Consider the following 14,096-nt stretch of genomic DNA (forward strand, 5'->3'; position numbering starts at 1 on the left):
ATGACAACATCTCCTAAAGACGAAATGTGGACAGTTTTCAAACGATTACTGGGCTATATAAAACAGATGAAAGGCATGTTTATGCTTTCAGTTGCGGGATTAATTATTTATGGTCTCGTCGATGCCGCCTTTATCGCTTTCATCGGCCCCTTTATTGATAAGGGTTTTTCCGGCGGCGCAACCGCTGCGGTCACCAACGGCATAGCATTGCCAACCAGTGGAGGTTTCCACGCGAACAACGACGTGCTGATGATGGCGCCGCTTGTGGTTATCGTCATGTTTTCCCTGCGTGGTTTTGCCAACTTTGTTTCGACCTACGGCATTTCATATATGAGTGCACGTTTGATCATGGACATGCGTCAGCAAGTGTTTGAGCATTATCTTAGCCTGCCAGTCAGTTACATGGACAAGGAAAATACCGGTAACTTGATTTCAAAAGTCACCTTCGATACTGAGCAAATTGCCAGAGCATCGGGTAGCGCTTTGATTTCTATCGTCCGCGACAGTGTAACTGTATTGGGTATGCTGGCACTGATGTTCTATAACTCTTGGAAGTTATCCCTGTGTATCTTAGTGATTGGGCCTATTATGGGCATGGTCATTGCTGTAGTCAGTCGTCGTTTCCGTAAGGTTTCTAAGCAAATTCAAACCGCTATGGGCGGCGTGAGTGCTACGACTGAGCAAATGATTAAGGGCCATAAAAACGTATTGGCTTTTGGTGGACAAGAAACCGAAGCTACCCGTTTTGCTAAAGTGAACGATCAAAACCGCCATCAAAATATGAAGTTAGCTGTGGCTCAAGCTATTAGCCAGCCGTTGATCATGATTATCGGCTCATTCGCCTTAGCCTTTGTGCTTTATGCGGCAAGCTTAGACAGCATGAAAGCCGATCTCACCGCCGGTACCTTCGCGACAATTCTTGGCGCTATGATGGCCATGTTGCAACCCATCAAAAACTTAACCCGAGTGAACGCCGAATTCCAACGGGGTATTGCAGCTTGTACCACAGTATTTGAATTACTGGATACGCTGCCTGAGTCTGACACAGGCACTTATACCGTCGAGCGCGCTAAGGGTCATCTACGTTTCGATAAGGTCTGTTTTAGCTATGACAGCCAAGATCGTCGAGCGCTGGAAGATGTCGATTTTGAAGTTAAACCGGGTCAAACCCTAGCGCTAGTCGGTCGTTCTGGCTCTGGTAAGTCGACTATTGCCAGTCTAGTAACCCGTTTTTATACGGGGCTCGAATCCGGCGACATTTTGCTCGATGATGTCAGCATCTACGATTACTCGCTAAAATCGCTGCGTAATCAAGTGGCTCTGGTATCGCAGCAGGTGACCTTATTCAACGATACGATTGCTAACAACATCGCCTACGCCTATCCCGGTGAAGCGACGCGTGAGCAGATTATCGAAGCGGCGACCTTGGCCTATGCGATGGAGTTTATTGATCAGCTGCCCCAAGGCCTTGATACCCAAGTGGGTGAAAATGGCGTGTTATTGTCCGGCGGCCAAAGACAGCGGATTGCGATTGCGCGCGCTATGTTGCGTGATGCGCCTGTGTTGATCCTCGATGAAGCGACCTCGGCATTAGATACTGAGTCGGAAAAAGCGATTCAAAAAGGCTTAGATAACCTCAGACAAAACCGCACCTCAGTAGTGATCGCCCACAGGTTGTCGACTATCGAGAGTGCCGATCAAATTCTAGTGGTTGATCAGGGACGTATCGTCGAGCGTGGGACGCACCAGTCGCTATTGGAATTAGATGGCATGTACGCCAAATTGTACCAAATGCAATTTGGTAGTTAGATGCAGGCCTTAGTGAATAAAATCTGGTATCAGAGCCATCCACTGCGATGGATCTTGTTACCTTTATCTTGGCTATTCGCGGTTATCACTTATGTGCGCCGCGCCTTGTTTCGCCTCGGGATCAAATCACAAACGGTAATGCCTGTGCCTGTCATCGTTGTCGGTAATATTACCGTCGGTGGCAGCGGTAAGACGCCAACCGTGATTTATCTGATTGAATTATTGCGCCAGCATGGGTTTACACCCGGTGTGATCAGTCGTGGTTACGGCGTTGATATTCAAGGCGTTAAAACGGTTAATTTAGGTGCGAGTGCAGCAGAGGTGGGTGATGAACCAGCTATGATAGTGGCGCGCACTCAAGTGCCTATGGTAGTTGGCGCTAAACGCGTCGATGCGGCCAATGCGCTTATTGCTGAGTTTGGTGTCGATGTTATCATCTGCGACGATGGGCTGCAGCACTATGCGTTGGGGCGCGATATCGAGCTGGTGGTGATTGATGGTCAACGCGGTTTAGGTAATGGCTTGTTGTTACCGGCAGGTCCGCTGCGTGAAGGCGCGTGGCGTCTCAATGCCGTGGATTTTATCGTCTGTAATGGCGGACCTGCAGCAAAAGGTCAGTTCGAAATGCAACTGGCCCCAACTGAAGTGAAGCCCGTTAAATGCGATGTAAACTGCAGTAATTACAGTTTCGATAAATCTCAGCCGCTGGTTGCGATGGCGGGTATTGGTAACCCTGCGCGTTTCTTTGAATCGCTGCGCGCCCAAGGTTATCAACTGGCGCTATGCCAGGGTTTTGATGACCATCAGCCCTACGATAAAACCCAATTACGTGATTTAGCCCAAGACTTGCCGCTGTTGATGACAGAAAAAGATGCGGTTAAATGTCGCGATTTTGCACAAGAGAACTGGTGGTATTTGGCGGTCAATGCCAAGCTATCCCCACAATTTGATGAGCAGCTGCTCGCACGTCTTCGCGAGGTGGCTGCAGCTAAACAAGGAAACTTCCATGGCATTCGATAAAAAATTGTTAGATATAGTGGCTTGCCCTGTGTGTAAGGGAAAACTTGAGTACGATAAAACGACGCAGCAGTTGATTTGTAAGGCAGATAAGCTGGCCTATCCGATCACTGAAGGTATCCCCGTGTTATTAGAAAATCGTGCTGTGCCGCTGACTGAATCAGTCTAGTGTGATGTGAATGCGCGTATTGTCCAATACGCGCATACTTACCTTTTTGAGCTTCTCTTATTATTGTTTTCGCTATTTTTAGCCGATTAACAGTGCTTATCCAATCTTGCGTCTTTTCGATGCTCAGACCTTAGCCACGCAAATTTGAGTGATTCAAACCTTCGCTAATAGTTCACAAATTTCTGTTTATCGGCATTGGTCGCGCCTTCTTGGCATTCACCACGAATTTCGCCTCGCCCGGGTTCGATAATCCGACTCAATTCGATATAACCTTCGCGGCAATAACCTGTCATTTCAAGGGTTTTCGTTAAACCTAATTCGACTTGTCGTCCCCAAACTTCTAATGAGTCCTGTAGATCTTGCATCGCGCGACGTTGTTCACGGGGATCTTGCATGCTACGTACGCGGGCATCGTGCGGGAAAGGGCGGTCTGCATCACCCATGTTAGATTTATCATCGACCAGCCGCGCTGTGTAGCTGAAGAGTTTAAGGCCATCGGCTTTAATGTCTGTGGTTAACTTATCCCGTAATTTTCCGGCAAGTTCACTAGGATCGATGGGGGCACTGCTACAGGCGATGAGCGAGAAACAACTTAAGATGGCAAGGCTGAGGTATCGAAGCGGCATAATCAAATTTAACTCTTAGGTTATTAACTGACAGCAGAATACCTTAATATGACCCTAAAGTTCATGGATTTATGGCATCTTCATGGACTGAGTGTGACTCTATTGGCGCAATGGATTAAGGATGGGCGATTAATGTTGGCGTTTTGGTCGAATAAATGGGCGCAAATCGAATGGGATATGAGCCTGACTCAGGGCATATGCCTTATGCTCTTGGCGTTATGGCTCTATGCGATATGGCCAAAAGACGAGTTAGCGCAGATCCGACGGGATAAAAACCTGCAGTTACGCTTGTTACTGACGCTGGTGGGCGTCAATGCGCTGTGGTCGTTAAATGCCAGTATTCAAACTGGGTTGCATCTGCATTTTCTAGGGATAGTGACCTGTATGCTGATGTTCGGTTGGCGTCTTGCGACTGTGGCATTACTGTTGCCCAGCGCTTTTTTTAGTCTTTTTGTACTAAAACAGCCCGCTGATTTTGGGGCTTTTAGTCTGTTCGCTATGGCTGCGCCGCTGTTCCTATGTTTTATTTTATACAGTCGTAGTTACCATTTATTTCCTAAACACATTTTTGTGTTTATCTTCGTCGGCGGTTTTATCAATGCGGGCCTTTCAACTGTGTTTCATCAAATGAGTTGGGCGATGTGGTTATGGTCTGCAGCGGATTACGATTGGAATGTGTTAGTGGATGACTACTTGATGCTAATCCCTTTGCTGGCGTTCCCCGAGGCATTGCTTAATGGCATGGCGGTAACGCTATTGGTGGTGTATCAACCCCAGTGGTTATTTGATTATTCCGACCGAGAATATTTGTGGCGTAAGTAGATGTGATAAAAGAATGCGATAAAACAACCTAATAAAAGAACTGCGCCCGAAACCTCGATATTTCAACGGAAAACCCATTGTAAAGTTCATTGGGAAGTCCATTGAAAAGTCGATTAAACAGTTCATTAAAAAGGCACTGGGCGCACTTATTTGGATGTTTACACAGACTGTTGCACCGCGATTTAGGCGAAGCGTTGGTCTAAGTAGTTAATGATTTCTTTAGACTCATACAACCACTGTACTTGGCCGTTTTCTTCAATACGCAGACAAGGTACTTGCTGTTTGCCACCTTGGGCGATGAGCTCATCTTTGTGTGGCGCTTTTTTAGCGTCGTGGGTCACTATGTTGAGTCCCTGACGGCGCATTGCACGGCGGACTTTTACGCAAAATGGGCAAGCTGGATACTGATACAGGGCCAATGCTTGAGTTTGAGTATCAATCTGTTGTTGCTCTGCCAGTGGACGTTGGCGCTTTTTAGGGCTAAATACGAAGTTTAAAAACAGAATGATCCTGCCTAAAATCCAGCGAATGATAAACATGTCAGTGACCTCAATAATAATGTGTGTTGAAAAGTGATTCGTGTGTCAATGGCGCCGTCGCAAATGTGCGACGAAACTGAGATTTAGCGATTCGAGCTTGCGATCCCAGTTACATAAAGGCCGCAGAGTGTAACCTATGGTACAAAGCGCGGCCAACATTTTAGTGTGGATTAACAGGTAGAAGATTCTTTGGCGACAAGGACAGCGTTTTCGCTTAGCGGTAACAATTAGATATGCGCTTAGCTATACATTTAGGCATGCTCTTCACCATAAGAAAGAAGCCCGCTAAAGCTGAACTTTAGCGGGCTTCTTTTATCGTAAACACAGCAACATTAACCCATTGCTTGAGTTATTGCGCGTCTATTGCGCATCTATGGTAAGGCTCACTTGGGCCACATTTTGGGTTAAACTCACTCGGCTTTCGAGCAAGAAGATCCGCTCTGGGGCAATCTCTTTCACGTCCACAAGGTAAGCTTTAACTGCTTTGGCTCTTTCTTGGGCCAAATTACCCAACATGCCATCGTTAACATTCTGCGCTTTTACTGACAGATTATATAAAGCGATATGCCAGCGGGTGGTGATTTCGTCATCGGAAAGCTGTGCGTCTTTGGCCTCTGCGATAACTGTGTCTTTTATTAGTGCCGGATCGGATTTAACTTCCTGCTCATAGAGCTTCACTAGCGCATTGGCGAGCGGCCCTTGGGTCGGGAATTGGCTTGGACTTAAATCATCAGGTAACGCACTGAACTCGATATTGGCTAACTTAGCCAATTTGCGCTTCATGATACGCTCAGCAATGGCTTGGCTGTCATTGATGGCATCGACTTCACCTTCAACGCTGAGCTTGAGCATAGGTCTGTCGAGTAAGGCGCTGGCGAGTTTATCTAAACTTTTCTGCTCATCTTCACTTAGGCTGAATTGACCGGCGGCAAAGCTGATTTTGTCTAAGGTTTCGTCTGAACCTATCAGCCCCGCTAAGAAAGTGAAGGGCGCAGTGACGGCTTTAGTGATCACATTGGTAATCGCCGTAATTATGATGCTGCCGACACTAAAGCTGGGTGAGTCTAAATCGCCTGAGACTTCCATGCCTAAATCAATCACGCCGTTACGGTCCTGTAGCAGCGCAATGGCGAGCGTGATAGGTAAGCTAGTGGCAAGGTCACTATTACTGGGTTTACCGAGTTTCAGTTGATCTATGACTAGATGGTTATTGCCCTTGAGCTTGTTCTGATCGAGTTTGTAGTTCAGCGACAGTGATAACTGTCCCTTATCTATGTAGTAACCCGCATAGGTGCCTGAGTAAGGATTGACTGAGGTTAGCTCAACACTTTTGAAGATCAAATCGAGATCTAAATATGGCATGTCTAACAAAGGGTTAATATCGCCTTTTAGGGTTACAGGCGCGTACTTGTCAATCTTACCTTTGATATCGACCGAGGCTTTAGTGCCTGGCGTGGATGACAGGTGAGTGATATTGCCTTCAAGCAGCTCAATTCCCGAAGCAAAATTCGGGGTCAGTGAGTTATCGGCAAAGTAAGCCGAGCCTTGGCTAAAGCTAATTTTTTGAATATCGAGGCTCAGCTCAGGCGTTGCTGACTTGCTCGCCATTTGCGGCTCGGTTGCGGTTTGCTTAGCAGGGGGCGCGCTGTTCGTTGTCGCACTATTCGTTACTGAAGCTGCAATAGGCGCTTCGACGATAAGGTCGCTGATATTAGTGCTTCTATCTTTAGCGATCACCACTTTGGCGTAGGGTTGATTAAAGGCTAAGTGATCGATTTTGATTTGATTTTTTTGTTGGTCAAAATCGAGCTGATTGATATTCATCTTTTGCCATTTGACCAGCGGAGCATTACGCAATTTGTCATGAATGGCTAAATCATCGAGCTCAACACTGCCGCCGTAAATGGCTTTACCCTTGGCATCAGCCGTGAGCTTGCCTGCAGAGCTTAATAAACCACTCTTAAGCTGGATATTCACGTAGGGGGCAAGATACGGTTGGAACTGGATTAACGCGAGCTTATCGAGTTGAATATCGGCATCTATGGCTTCGCCTGGCACATCGACCTGGCCTTGGGAGCTTAAAGTACCTTTGTCATTAATGCTGAGTTGTAGCGCATATTCAATCGGCTCGGCCAAGGCGCTGGTGATAGTTTTTGTTGAAAAATTAAGTGGATACACACGCCATTGCTGCGGTGTCTCAGTTAACTTTTGCTCCGACAGATTAAGATCGTAGTTTTCAATATTGAGCGCATCGAGTTGCACGAACCAAGTGTCTGTTGACGCCGTTACTGGTGTTTGCTTGATTGGCTGTTGAGGCTTTTCTTCCACTTGCGCGACTTGTACGCTCTCAACATTTTTGGCTTCTAGTGACTTAGCATCTGCCGGCTTAGCATCTATGGAATTAGCAACTGGCGGCGCTGCACTTGTAGACGCACTGGCGGATTTCGGCATGAACAAGCTGGCGAGATCGAGTCCATCTTGATTCAAAATGGCGTTTACAGTAAGGCCATCACTGTGAAGCTTATTGATGCGTACTTGCTGCTGCTTCAGATCCATTGTAATACCGTCGAGGGCAAAGATTGGCAGCTTGACCACTGAGCGCTCTTGGTCGTTAAAGTTCAGTTTTTCAACAATAAACTGGCCATTGTTGCTGGTGACTTGTAACTCGCCATTCTCGGCAAGATCCACTTGATACTGAGTCTTAGCCGTGATCTCGCCATCGGTAAGTGCTGGCTTAAATTGATCGTCGATAAATCGCCAGAGTGGTCTCAGTTTCAGTTTGGCGATGTGGACGTCACCCGCAACTTTTAGTGGGAACAGTTGGAATTGCCCCTGCAAACTGATTTCACCAGCATGATCATCACTGAGTTGTATCGCATAGTGATTGTGCTGAATTGGCATAACTTGGGAGCCAGAGCCAGAGCCAGTATCAGAGGATGATTGGGCGTTTGGTGTCGGGTTGGCTTCAGTCTTATTTGCTTTTGTGGCTGGTGCTACTGAGGCCGACAATGCCGACATCAAATATTCAGTATCGAGCTGACTGAGTTTTAAATTGATATTGGGATAATTAATTTGAGCATGGGTAATTTTGTCATCGAAGTTAAATTGCCCTGCATCTAACACAAATTGGTTGAGCAGGACACGAACGGGGGCGCTGGCTTCTGCGGGTGTTGTTTCTGTGCTCGCGGAGGAATGCTCGTTCAAGGTCTGCAGAATATCGTCGAAGTTGAATCCAGCTTTGCCTTTTTTCTCCACGCGGATGATGTGTGCGTAGGGCGCTTGTATGTGTATGTTTTCGATAACGGCGGCGCGATTAAAAACAGATTGCCAAAAGTTCACTTCGAATTGGACTTGCGCTAAGCCTGCAAACGGTTTTTCGTCTTTTTCTTTAATGGCCAGTTGGTCGATTTCGACTTTGAAATTAAAGGGATTGATGCGGATATCCCCGAGGGTGACGGGACGGCCGAGTAAAGCAGAGAGTTTTTCGGGTGCCAGCGTGGTTATCGCATAGGGCAGGATTAAGCCTAATGTGCAGACATAGCTAAGGTAGACGGCGGTGAGGTAAACAAGCACACGCAGGTACCTTGGGAGAGCAAAAAAAGTGTGTTTGAATTGCGATAGCTGGGTCAGCATTAATATCAAGGCTCCAATGCATAAGACAGGGGAAAACTGCCATAAGTGCGAACATTCTAGCGATTAACGCTAATGTTTCCAGAGATTATTTATATTTTATCAATGAAATCTTAGCATTACCCGACAACAACCTATTTTGAACTCAGTCGTTTCTGACTGACAACCTATCTCTACATTGATAACAACAACTGTATCAGTTTGTGGCGCATTCCTTGAGTTGTCACTCATTATATTCAAGTCAGATTTTACATCAGCGTTTTAAATAACTAATGGCTGCAATAATGGCGCCCTGTGGGTCTTTTATCCAACAAAAACGCCCCACCTCAGGAATATCTTCAGGACCAAACAGAATGTCACCGCCGAGTTTTTTGGCACTGATAGCCACTTGATCCACATCGTTAACGGTAATATAGCCAGTCCAATGTGAGGGAAGGGTGGGGATTAAACTGTCGGTAATTCCGCCAATGCTGATCCCCTCGTTTTCAATAATGTGATAGTGACCGTGGGGCATTTTGACGGTTTTAAAGTGCCAGCCAAAAATCTCAGCATAGAAGCACATGGCCTCTTCGGTATTATTGGTTGTGAGTTCATGCCAACTTAACGCCCCTGCAGTGTTAAAAGCCGATTCCATAAGCGCATCCCTAATTTATTGTGGTTAACTTTTGTATTTGAGCCGATGTTCAGTGGCTGTGTTTAAGGCCCGTATTTAAGGCTTGTGTTGAAGGCCTTTATTCAAGACTTGTGTTTAAGCCCTGAATTCTGAGTTTGTATGTTAGAAACCCTATTTCGGGTTTCTAACCCAAATTGAGTGTAGTTGAGGCCAGTTGATAATTCACAGGCAGTAAATTAAAATTTCTGCATTTTTGAGCTTGGTGAGCATTAAATTAACTTAATGTTCTACAAGGGGATTCACTTATTTTGCATAGGACTATCGGCCGTTAGCGGCTCTGTGACGTTGCGGCTTTAGCTATGAGCTGGATGCAGCTTGTCGCGCCAAGACTTAGCACTGAAAACAGATTTGGAAATGGGTTCGTTTACTGTGGTTTGAGTGTTAGACCTGACTCCCGTTAACTTGTTAATATAGGCCAGTTTTGCATCTTATCGATGCCACCTTAGGGGATACGAGATTGAATAAGAGTTTAGTAACAAATTTATTGGCGGCTGCTTTGGTGGTTGTGGGTTACCTGATGCATTCGGCAATTGTCCTGAATGTCGGATTGTTTGCCTTATCGGGTGCGATTACCAACTGGGTTGCGGTTTATATGTTGTTTGAGAAAGTCCCCGGACTCTATGGCTCGGGAGTCGTGCCTTCTCGTTTCGAAGAGTTTAAGGCGGGCATTGCTCATCTGATGATGAAGCAGTTTTTTACCACAGAAAATATCGACCGATTCCTATCGGAAAAAGAAGGGCTGAGTAAAATAGACTTGGCCCCCGTGATTGAGAAGGTCGATTTAGCGCCTTCTTTCGATGCCTTAATTAGCACAGTCGCGCAATCTTCCTTTGGCGGCATGTTGTCTATGTTCGGCGGTACGGATGCGTTATTACCGCTAAAAGAGCCGTTTATTGTGAAGATGAAAGCTTCTTTAGTTGAAATGGCGCAAAGTGATGCATTCCACGAGCTGTTGAAACAAGAAATCGAACAGCCAAATGTGATGGCCGATCTGCAAACTAAAATTGCCAATATAGTGGAACAAAGGTTAAACGAGCTGACACCGCAAATGGTGAAACAAATCGTTCAGGACATGATCCAAACGCATTTAGGTTGGTTAGTGATCTGGGGCGGGGTGTTTGGTGGTCTGATTGGACTTGTTGCAGCCTTAATCCAAGGTTAACCTGAGTTAAAGCCGCGGATGGAATGGGAGCTTTGGCTCCCATTTTTTATTCATACATTTTGTGCCCATCATTTTGTCCCTCATTAAATAGCAAGGAAGTCTATGAACCTTCAACACAGCATCAATTATTTGGAAATCCCGAGTCGCGATATTGCGAGTTCTAAGGCCTTTTTTAGCCAAGTGTTTGGCTGGACTTATGTCGATTATGGCCCAGAATACAGTTGTTTTATGGATGTCGGGATCACAGGTGGCTTCTATCAAGCCGAGGTGGATTTTACCCTCGCAAAAGGTTGCCCGCTGATTGTGATCTACAGCCAAAACTTAGAATTGACTCTTGCTGCTGTTGTGGCAGCTGGCGGCGCAATTACGGCAGACATCTTTAGTTTTCCCGGTGGTCGCCGATTCCACTTCACTGAACCCTGTGGCAATGAATATGCCGTCTGGTCAGAATGATCCTAATGCCAATCCTTGTATCCGCAATTGTTGTTTAGATCAGCAAGATATTTGCTTAGGTTGCTTTAGGCATCTCGATGAGATTTTAGCCTGGCGCGCTATGTCAGATATGGAGCGACAAGCTTGTTTTGTCAGAATGGCACAGCGTAAAGCTGAGCTTCAGGCGAGAAGAAGTGGCGTAAATAGAACTCTGGATAGTGAGTAGCCTTGCAGAATCGTGCTGAGGTTAACCATTTATGCCGAGTTAGCTTTCACATTTGAATACTCAGAGTTACGTTTAAGTTCTAGAAGGGTACGTTTGAGTACTGGCAGTTAGGTTTGAACACTAGGCGTCACGTTTGAGGATTGGACATTAAAGCTTAGGACTGCTACTTCGACGTTTTAGCCGTCAGCATTAGAGGGTGATCACTTGATGTTGAAGTATTAATCGAATAATCCAACGGCAAAATACGCATTAACGTATTTCGCCGTTGGCATTTTGAAGCATTCTTGGCATTTGAAGCAGAAGTTACACGGGATCGATGACTATGTGCTCAAGTTCGATGGCGGCTACGGTATGGAGTGCATCCATAGTCGCGCCGACTAAACTGATTTTTCCTTGAGATGATTCAATCAACACCGCACGGCTGATATCGCTAAACTCGCGATTATGGCGAACGAGATTCGACAAAGCCATCTGCATCGGCAGCATAGAAGGATTGAATGCCGCATTCTCTGCATAGCGACCACAATAGGTTGCGCCATCGCGTGTTTCTAAAACTACGGCAGCAAAACTCTGAGTGTAAGGCGCGTAACTTAAACCAGCATGATCTAAACCTTCGATGATCATAGGATCGGCACTATCTAAAGCAAATTCAGTTTGTTGCTTTGCCATTAAAGGCGAAGTGACATTTAAGTCTTTAGGACCAAAGGCATAGGGTAAATAATAAGCCAGTGGATGGCTTTCCTGTGCCGGTAGATGAATGCTGATCTTACTTCCCTCAACCAGCTCATTCATAAATTGACGGCAATGGCCGCAAGGGCTGGCATTGACTATGATATCAACAATTTGGCTTTCACCGCTGAGCCATGCATGGCTGATAGCGCTTTGTTCTGCATGGACAGAATGAAACAGCGCTTCACCGGGTAATTCTAAGTTGGCACCCATGTAGATATCGCCACTTTTGCCTTTGGCAATCGCACCAACATAAAACTCACTGATAGGCGGTTTCGCCAGTGCAGCGGCTATCGGCAGCAGTGCCAGTAACACTTCTGCTTCGGTCATCTTGCTTGCACTTGTGAGTGTGGCAAGTTGCAGCGCATCTAAGTGTCCAGCAAAATTCTGGTGCAACATCGGAATGAGAGCATCGGCTAACGGCGTTGGCAGTTGGGTTATGCTACGAATGAATCTATCTTGCATTTCCCGATTCCTTATTTGTTAAGTTCATGGAAGAACATTCTAGTAATTTTGTTACAGCATAAATGCGAGTTAGCTCGCGTTTATACGCTGCAAATGTGTGTGTTCGATAGTAAACAATTTAAGTTATGCGCCTAATAGAGTGAGTCTATTCACGAATATAAACAAGCTTAAGACTATTAAATAAAAGACTTAAGCTTGAATTTACACAACTTAAAGTTCACGCAAATAATGACAAAGGGCAGCAAGTAGCTTTTGCTTAGTCTCATCCGCTTGTGTTTCTTGTAGCAAATTTTCTAATTTAAGTACGTAGTCTTGATCGGCTAAGCGATTTTGACAGAATTCACGCCAGCGCTGCGATTCTGTATCATCGAGTAGTTCAGGGTAATTACGGGCGCGGTAACGAAACAGCATCTCAGGAATACGTGGATCATCAAACTGCAAATCTAACGCCGCTAGATTTTGCGGTAGGGTATGACGGATGATTTCCATTTTTGCTTTATCAGCTTGGCTAAAGAACCCACCAGAATACAGCATCAAATCGGGATCTGTGGTTACTCTGCTGTCATCGTGCTCAAATAATAGCGCCAGTTTTTCGCGTAATTCTGGGTGACGTTTTAGGCGTTTATACTGCTCTCTGGCAAATTCTTTATCTATGCCTAAACGAGCGGCATGCTCATCACTGAGGATTTTTGCCGAGGTGATAAAAGGGCACTTATTAAGATGAATTTGTTTTACTGCGATAGGTAATTCATCTTCGGCAAGATCAGCCCTTGACGTATACATGCGCGTTTTAATTTGCTCGACATCTAGCTCGAATAGCGGCGTTAAATCCATGGCTAAATTAACGCAAATAACCGCATTTTTGTTAGTAGGATGGTGCGCTACGGGGGAAATCAACGTTGCACAACCATTGCGCGCACTAATTTTAGAGCTCACGTGAACCAAAGGCTGCATATTGAGCACATCGATTTGATCGCTAACCGCTTGCTTACGGCGCAGGTCAAAATAGTACTGATATAACTTAGGCTGTTTCTCGCGAATGAGTTTTGCCATGGCGATGGTTGCATACACATCAGACATAGCATCATGGGCTTTCTCATGGCTTAAACCATTCGCTTGGGTAAGATGTTCTAGCTTAAAACTCGGAGAGCCATCTTCCTTTGTCGGCCAGTTAATGCCTTCGGGCCTAAATGCGTAACAAGCGCGCACTAAATCAATGATATCCCAACGAGAGTTGCCATTTTGCCATTCACGGGCATAGGGATCGATAAAGTTCCGATAAAAGCCATAACGGGTCACTTCATCGTCAAAACGCAGTGAGTTATAACCTGCAACACAAGTGTTTGGTTGGCTAAATAGCGCTTGAATTCGTCCCATAAACTCAGTTTCAGGGATGCCTTTTAAATTGGCTAACTGCGGAGTGATCCCTGTGATCAATATCGCTTCTGGTGACGGCAAATAATCAGGGGCTTGCTTGCAATAAAATGTCTCAGGCTCGCCGATGATATTGAGATCTAAATCCGTGCGAATACCGGCAAATTGCGAGGGTCTGTCTTTCGCTGGGTTAGCCCCAAAGGTTTCGTAGTCGTGCCAAAAAATCGACCCTGCTTTATCGTCTTTCATCTTCATTTATTTTCGTTCTCTAAAGCATCTAACTTCATGTTATTAGTAGTTAAACTGCTTTGATTGGATTCGTTGTCATTCACATCAATTTAGTTTGCTACTCTTCGATGTGAGTACATATCTGTGTACATATTTCTTTCTGTGTCATAATGGCAAAATCACATGTACACAGGG

General features: G+C 45.6%; 13 protein-coding genes and 1 pseudogene. 8 read left to right on the forward strand and 6 right to left on the reverse strand.

What is annotated here, in order from left to right:
- The 4 genes and pseudogenes from msbA to Q4Q50_RS22395 all read left to right on the forward strand — a co-directional run.
- Positions 1-1,809 carry a lipid A export permease/ATP-binding protein MsbA gene (gene msbA, locus Q4Q50_RS16330; RefSeq protein ID WP_311900227.1) on the forward strand — a complete coding sequence of 603 codons (1,809 nt, stop codon included), beginning with the start codon at positions 1-3 and terminating at the stop codon, positions 1,807-1,809.
- On the forward strand, positions 1,810-2,829 hold the full coding sequence (gene lpxK / locus Q4Q50_RS16335) for a tetraacyldisaccharide 4'-kinase (RefSeq protein WP_311900229.1): 1,020 nt from the start codon (positions 1,810-1,812) through the stop codon (positions 2,827-2,829). It begins immediately after the preceding gene.
- Entirely contained in the window at positions 2,816-2,995 is a 180-nt protein-coding gene (locus Q4Q50_RS16340) for a Trm112 family protein (RefSeq protein WP_006081200.1), read from the forward strand. Before lpxK ends, Q4Q50_RS16340 begins: the two co-directional genes overlap by 14 nt.
- A gap of 108 nt (positions 2,996-3,103) precedes the next feature.
- Positions 3,104-3,163: pseudogene (locus tag Q4Q50_RS22395) on the forward strand (pentapeptide repeat-containing protein); the annotation flags it as partial.
- On the opposite strand, the gene Q4Q50_RS16345 reads toward Q4Q50_RS22395, so the two are convergent.
- Positions 3,160-3,621 carry a hypothetical protein gene (locus tag Q4Q50_RS16345; RefSeq protein WP_011846514.1) on the reverse strand — a complete coding sequence of 154 codons (462 nt, stop codon included), beginning with the start codon at positions 3,619-3,621 and terminating at the stop codon, positions 3,160-3,162. The pseudogene Q4Q50_RS22395 and the gene Q4Q50_RS16345 sit on opposite strands and share 4 nt — an antisense overlap.
- A gap of 132 nt (positions 3,622-3,753) precedes the next feature.
- Here Q4Q50_RS16345 and Q4Q50_RS16350 point away from each other — a divergent pair, with 132 nt between their 5' ends.
- Positions 3,754-4,443 (forward strand): energy-coupling factor ABC transporter permease, encoded by a 690-nt coding sequence (locus tag Q4Q50_RS16350; RefSeq protein ID WP_311900295.1) that lies wholly within the window; start codon positions 3,754-3,756, stop codon positions 4,441-4,443.
- Between the two features lie 182 nt (positions 4,444-4,625).
- Here Q4Q50_RS16350 and Q4Q50_RS16355 read toward each other — a convergent pair whose 3' ends face one another.
- From Q4Q50_RS16355 to Q4Q50_RS16365, 3 genes are all read right to left on the reverse strand, one after another.
- Positions 4,626-4,982, reverse strand: a complete 357-nt coding sequence (locus Q4Q50_RS16355; RefSeq protein ID WP_012196875.1) for a glutathione S-transferase N-terminal domain-containing protein — start codon at positions 4,980-4,982, stop codon at positions 4,626-4,628.
- Positions 4,983-5,342: 360 nt separating this feature from the next.
- Positions 5,343-8,615 (reverse strand): DUF748 domain-containing protein, encoded by a 3,273-nt coding sequence (locus Q4Q50_RS16360; RefSeq protein ID WP_311900233.1) that lies wholly within the window; start codon positions 8,613-8,615, stop codon positions 5,343-5,345.
- Between the two features lie 250 nt (positions 8,616-8,865).
- Positions 8,866-9,246 carry a VOC family protein gene (locus tag Q4Q50_RS16365; protein ID WP_071938963.1) on the reverse strand — a complete coding sequence of 127 codons (381 nt, stop codon included), beginning with the start codon at positions 9,244-9,246 and terminating at the stop codon, positions 8,866-8,868.
- 496 nt (positions 9,247-9,742) lie between these two features.
- Here Q4Q50_RS16365 and Q4Q50_RS16370 point away from each other — a divergent pair, with 496 nt between their 5' ends.
- The 3 genes from Q4Q50_RS16370 (at position 9,743) to Q4Q50_RS16380 (ending at position 11,105) form a co-directional block, all read left to right on the forward strand.
- Entirely contained in the window at positions 9,743-10,447 is a 705-nt protein-coding gene (locus Q4Q50_RS16370) for a DUF445 domain-containing protein (protein ID WP_037391578.1), read from the forward strand.
- A 102-nt stretch (positions 10,448-10,549) separates the two neighbouring features.
- A complete protein-coding gene (locus tag Q4Q50_RS16375) occupies positions 10,550-10,900 on the forward strand; it encodes a VOC family protein (protein ID WP_012088857.1) in 351 nt (116 codons plus the stop codon).
- Positions 10,875-11,105: a DUF1289 domain-containing protein gene (locus Q4Q50_RS16380; RefSeq protein WP_311900238.1), complete on the forward strand. Its 231-nt coding sequence runs from the start codon at positions 10,875-10,877 to the stop codon at positions 11,103-11,105. The genes Q4Q50_RS16375 and Q4Q50_RS16380 overlap by 26 nt, the downstream gene beginning before the upstream one ends.
- A 303-nt stretch (positions 11,106-11,408) precedes the next feature.
- On the opposite strand, the gene cdd is transcribed toward Q4Q50_RS16380, so the two are convergent.
- Both cdd and sbcB read right to left on the reverse strand, forming a co-directional pair.
- Entirely contained in the window at positions 11,409-12,299 is an 891-nt protein-coding gene (gene cdd / locus Q4Q50_RS16385; RefSeq protein WP_311900240.1) for a cytidine deaminase, read from the reverse strand.
- 210 nt (positions 12,300-12,509) lie between these two features.
- Positions 12,510-13,928, reverse strand: coding sequence for an exodeoxyribonuclease I (gene sbcB, locus Q4Q50_RS16390; protein ID WP_311900243.1), 1,419 nt, complete (start codon positions 13,926-13,928; stop codon positions 12,510-12,512).
- Positions 13,929-14,096: the final 168 nt, after the last annotated feature.

The sequence above is a fragment of the Shewanella scandinavica genome, assembly GCF_031932065.1.
GTDB classification, from domain to species: Bacteria; Pseudomonadota; Gammaproteobacteria; order Enterobacterales; family Shewanellaceae; genus Shewanella; species Shewanella baltica.